Source organism: Ruminococcus sp. CAG:379, from assembly GCF_000434255.1.
Taxonomy (GTDB): domain Bacteria; phylum Bacillota; class Clostridia; order Oscillospirales; family Ruminococcaceae; genus Ruminococcus_F; species Ruminococcus_F champanellensis.
Window position 1 is genome coordinate 18,354 of record NZ_FR894923.1, and the last position, 3,408, is coordinate 21,761.

The following is a 3,408-nucleotide window of genomic DNA, read 5'->3' on the forward strand; positions in this document are numbered from 1 at the left end:
TATCCACTACCATAAATTCTCGCCCCCGCCACTCACACTTGCTGTAGATCCGGTCACGGGTGACCCCCGGGGTGTCCTCCACGATGGAGAGCCGCTGCCCGATGAGCTTGTTGAACAGGGTGGATTTGCCCACATTGGGGCGCCCTACTATTGCAACGATCGGCAATGCCATGCTTGATTCTCCTTTCTTTTTCACGATCCGGCGTGCATCGCAAACCGGTCATACACACAAAAAGGAGAAAAGGATCGCTCCTCTCCTCCTCATCGCTTTGCTGGGTTTTAGTCAGCGTTCAGCTTCAGAACCTCAACGCCCTTGTAGAATCCGCAAGCCTTGCAAACCTTGTGCGGAGCCTTCAGTGCGCCGCAGTTTGTGCACTTGCTCATTGCAGGAGCATCGAGCTTCCATACTGCGGAACGTCTCTTGTTCCGTCTCGCCTTGGAGACTTTATTCTTCGGTACTGCCATTTTGGCACCTCCTTACATTACTCCCGGAAAGAGTCTTATTTTGGGACGATGGCTTTACGCCAGATCGCCCTGGCAATCGCAGGAAGATGTGTTCAGGTTGCAGCCGCAGTGCATGCAAAGCCCCTTGCAGTCTTCTCTGCAAAGCAGCTTTGTAGGCAGCTGCAGCAGCAGATCGGTCACAGCGACCTCATCCACATCCAACTGCGCATCCTGTGCAACAATGTATTCATCGTTATCACGATTGACGGACAAAACAACCGTATGGGTAAAGGAAAACGAATACGGCCGGACAAACAACTCCAGACAACGGTCGCATTCCGCCGTCAGGACACAGTCCACTGTCAGATCCAGTGTGACGATCCCTGCCCGGTTCCGGAAGGTTCCGGTTACATGAACCGGCTGGTCAAAGCGATAACCCCGGATCTGAGAAAGCGCCTGAGGCGGGATCTCATAATCCACCGGCAGTGTATCGCCTTCCCGGTGAAACAGTTGTTTGAGTTGAAATGTCATGATGCTCCGTCCTTTTTTGTGCATCACAATCTATATTATATAGAATTGCGCACAGCTTGTCAATAGGATTTTTTAAAAAAGTATCACACAAACTGCATAACGCTCTCCGGCAGCTCATTGTTGTCTGCGGAGATGGTGAAAATGATCTGGGTATCGTTGCCGGAAAGAATGTTGAGCTTCTCCAGCATCTTGCCCAGCTCGTTGAAGTCCGGGCCGCCGATTTTCAGAATGCCGTCGATGAAGATCTCCTTGATGTCGTAGTTGCCTGCGAACATGCCTGCGATGAAGCCATAGAATGCCTCATAGCCCTCGATGGCGAACCGGTCAGAGTCAACCAGACGAACCTTGTAGCTGATGTCGTAGGTGAGCTTTGCGCCCTTTTCGATGCAGATCAGGTCGCCGTTGGTGTCCTTGACTGCGTTGTTGATCATATCAACCAGGATCTTTGTTTTGCCTGTGCCCTTTTTACCTGTAATCAGTTTAATCATTTTATACTCCTTTCGCCGCCCTACGGACAGCTCGTGTTTTTTATCAGACCGCCCCTGGCGGAAGTGGATCAGTTGAGCTTTGCCTCCAGTGCAGCCTTCTGGGATTCATACCCGGGCTTGCCCAGCAGAGCAAACATGTTCTTCTTGTAGCTTTCTACGCCGGGCTGGTTGAAGGGGTTTACCCCCAGCATGTAGCCGGAAACAGCGCATGCCTTTTCAAAGAAGTAGACCATATAACCGAAGCTTTCTTCCTTGGTGTCGTCCAGCTCCAGCACGATGTTGGGAACGCCGCCCTCGGTATGAGCCAGGATGGTGCCCTCCAGCGCCTTCCGGTTTACCACGCTCATATTCTGACCGGTCAGGAAGTTCAGACCGTCCAGGTTCTCGGCATCGTCCTCCAGGTACAGATCCTGCTTGGGCTGCTTGATGTCTACCACGGTCTCGAACATGAGTCTGGAGCCTTCCTGGATGTACTGGCCCATGGAGTGGAGATCCGTAGAGAAGATCACGCTTGCAGGGAACAGCCCCTTGTTGTCCTTGCCTTCGCTTTCGCCGAACAGCTGCTTGTACCATTCGTTCATCATGGCAAAGGAGGGATCGTAGGAAACCATCAGCTCTACGCTCTTGCCCTTGCGGTAGAGGATGTTGCGGATCGCAGCGTACTGGTAGCAGTCATTTTCAGCAAAGGGAGCAGCGAAATCCTCCCGTGCCTTCTGTGCGCCCTGCATGATGGCAGCAATGTCGCAGCCTGCAACGGCGATGGGCAGCAGACCAACTGCGGTCAGCACGGAGAACCGGCCTCCGATGTCGTCTGCGATCACGAAGGTCTCGTAGCCCTCGGTATCAGCCAGGCTCTTGAGGGTGCCTCTCTTGGCGTCAGTGGTGCAGAAGATCCGGGACTTTGCGCCCTCCTTGCCGTACTTCTTTTCCACCAGGTTCTTGAAGATCCGGAACGCCAGTGCCGGCTCTGTAGTGGTGCCGGACTTGGAGATCACGTTGACTGCAATGTCCTTGCCCTCACAGATGGAAAGCACCTCATTCAGGTAAGTGGGGTTGATGTTGTTGCCCACATAGTAGATGTCCGGGGTATCCTTCTTCATATTGTTATAGAAGGGGGACTTGAGCAGCTCGATGGCTGCCCGGGCGCCAAGATAGGAGCCGCCGATGCCGATGACGATCAGGATGTCCGCAGTTTCCTGGATCCGCTTGGCAGCAGCCTGGATCCGTGCGAATTCCTCTTTGTCGTAGTTGACGGGCAGATCTACCCAGCCCAGAAAGTCGCTGCCCAGTCCGGACTTGTCCTGCAGGGTTTTTGCAGCAAGCTCAACCTGGGGTGCAATGCCGGTCATTTCGTCCGGATTGATGAACCCTTCCAGATATTTTTTGTTCAGCTTCAGTGCCATGATGATTGTCTCCTCCAGATCAGAAAAAGAAAGTCTTTTTCAACATTTACGAGCCTTGCCGGAGGATTCCCCGGCGTATGGACAATGCCCTGCACAGGACAGAGAACTGCCGACAGTTTCGTATAGTACTAGTTTACTATATTTTGCACCCGATTGCAAGCGGTTCAACTGATTCTTGTGCAGACAGCATAAAAAACCATGATCTATTTTAACATATTATCCAAAAGACGCAGAAGTGCCCGGGAAAAAGTCAGCCTTGGCACGGAGGATGCCGCCGTAAGAGGCACTTCGTACAGGTAAATATCTCCTTGGTAAAAGGCTGCCGTACCTAGCTGCTGCCCCTTACTGACAGGGGCTTCCACATACTCCGGCAGTACCAGTACTGTTTGCAGCCCTGCATTCCCCTTGGGCACGGTGATGCCGGTCAGCCCCTGCGCCTCCACCTCCACAGCGGTATCCGTGCCGTGGAGCACCTGCAAAGGCTTGAGAAATTCTCCGGAAAAGGCGGGGGTGGTGACCTGGTAGGTGCCGAAGCCCTTGCT

Annotated in this window: 5 protein-coding genes and 1 pseudogene; all 6 read right to left on the reverse strand. The window is 53.2% G+C overall.

The window, feature by feature from the left end; all coding sequences use genetic code 11:
- The coding region (locus tag QVO51_RS09615; protein WP_288168121.1) for a GTPase at positions 1–172 on the reverse strand (172 nt) is incomplete at its 3' end.
- Positions 173–279: 107 nt separating this feature from the next.
- Entirely contained in the window at positions 280–465 is a 186-nt protein-coding gene (gene rpmF, locus QVO51_RS09620; RefSeq protein WP_015557614.1) for a 50S ribosomal protein L32, read from the reverse strand.
- 54 nt (positions 466–519) lie between these two features.
- Positions 520–975: a YceD family protein gene (locus tag QVO51_RS09625; protein ID WP_022358224.1), complete on the reverse strand. Its 456-nt coding sequence runs from the start codon at positions 973–975 to the stop codon at positions 520–522.
- An 83-nt stretch (positions 976–1,058) separates the two neighbouring features.
- Positions 1,059–1,463 (reverse strand): hypothetical protein, encoded by a 405-nt coding sequence (locus QVO51_RS09630; protein WP_015557616.1) that lies wholly within the window; start codon positions 1,461–1,463, stop codon positions 1,059–1,061.
- Between the two features lie 68 nt (positions 1,464–1,531).
- On the reverse strand, positions 1,532–2,866 hold the full coding sequence (locus QVO51_RS09635) for a glucose-6-phosphate isomerase (RefSeq protein ID WP_015557617.1): 1,335 nt from the start codon (positions 2,864–2,866) through the stop codon (positions 1,532–1,534).
- 203 nt (positions 2,867–3,069) lie between these two features.
- Positions 3,070–3,408, reverse strand: a pseudogene (locus QVO51_RS09640) (hypothetical protein); the annotation flags it as partial.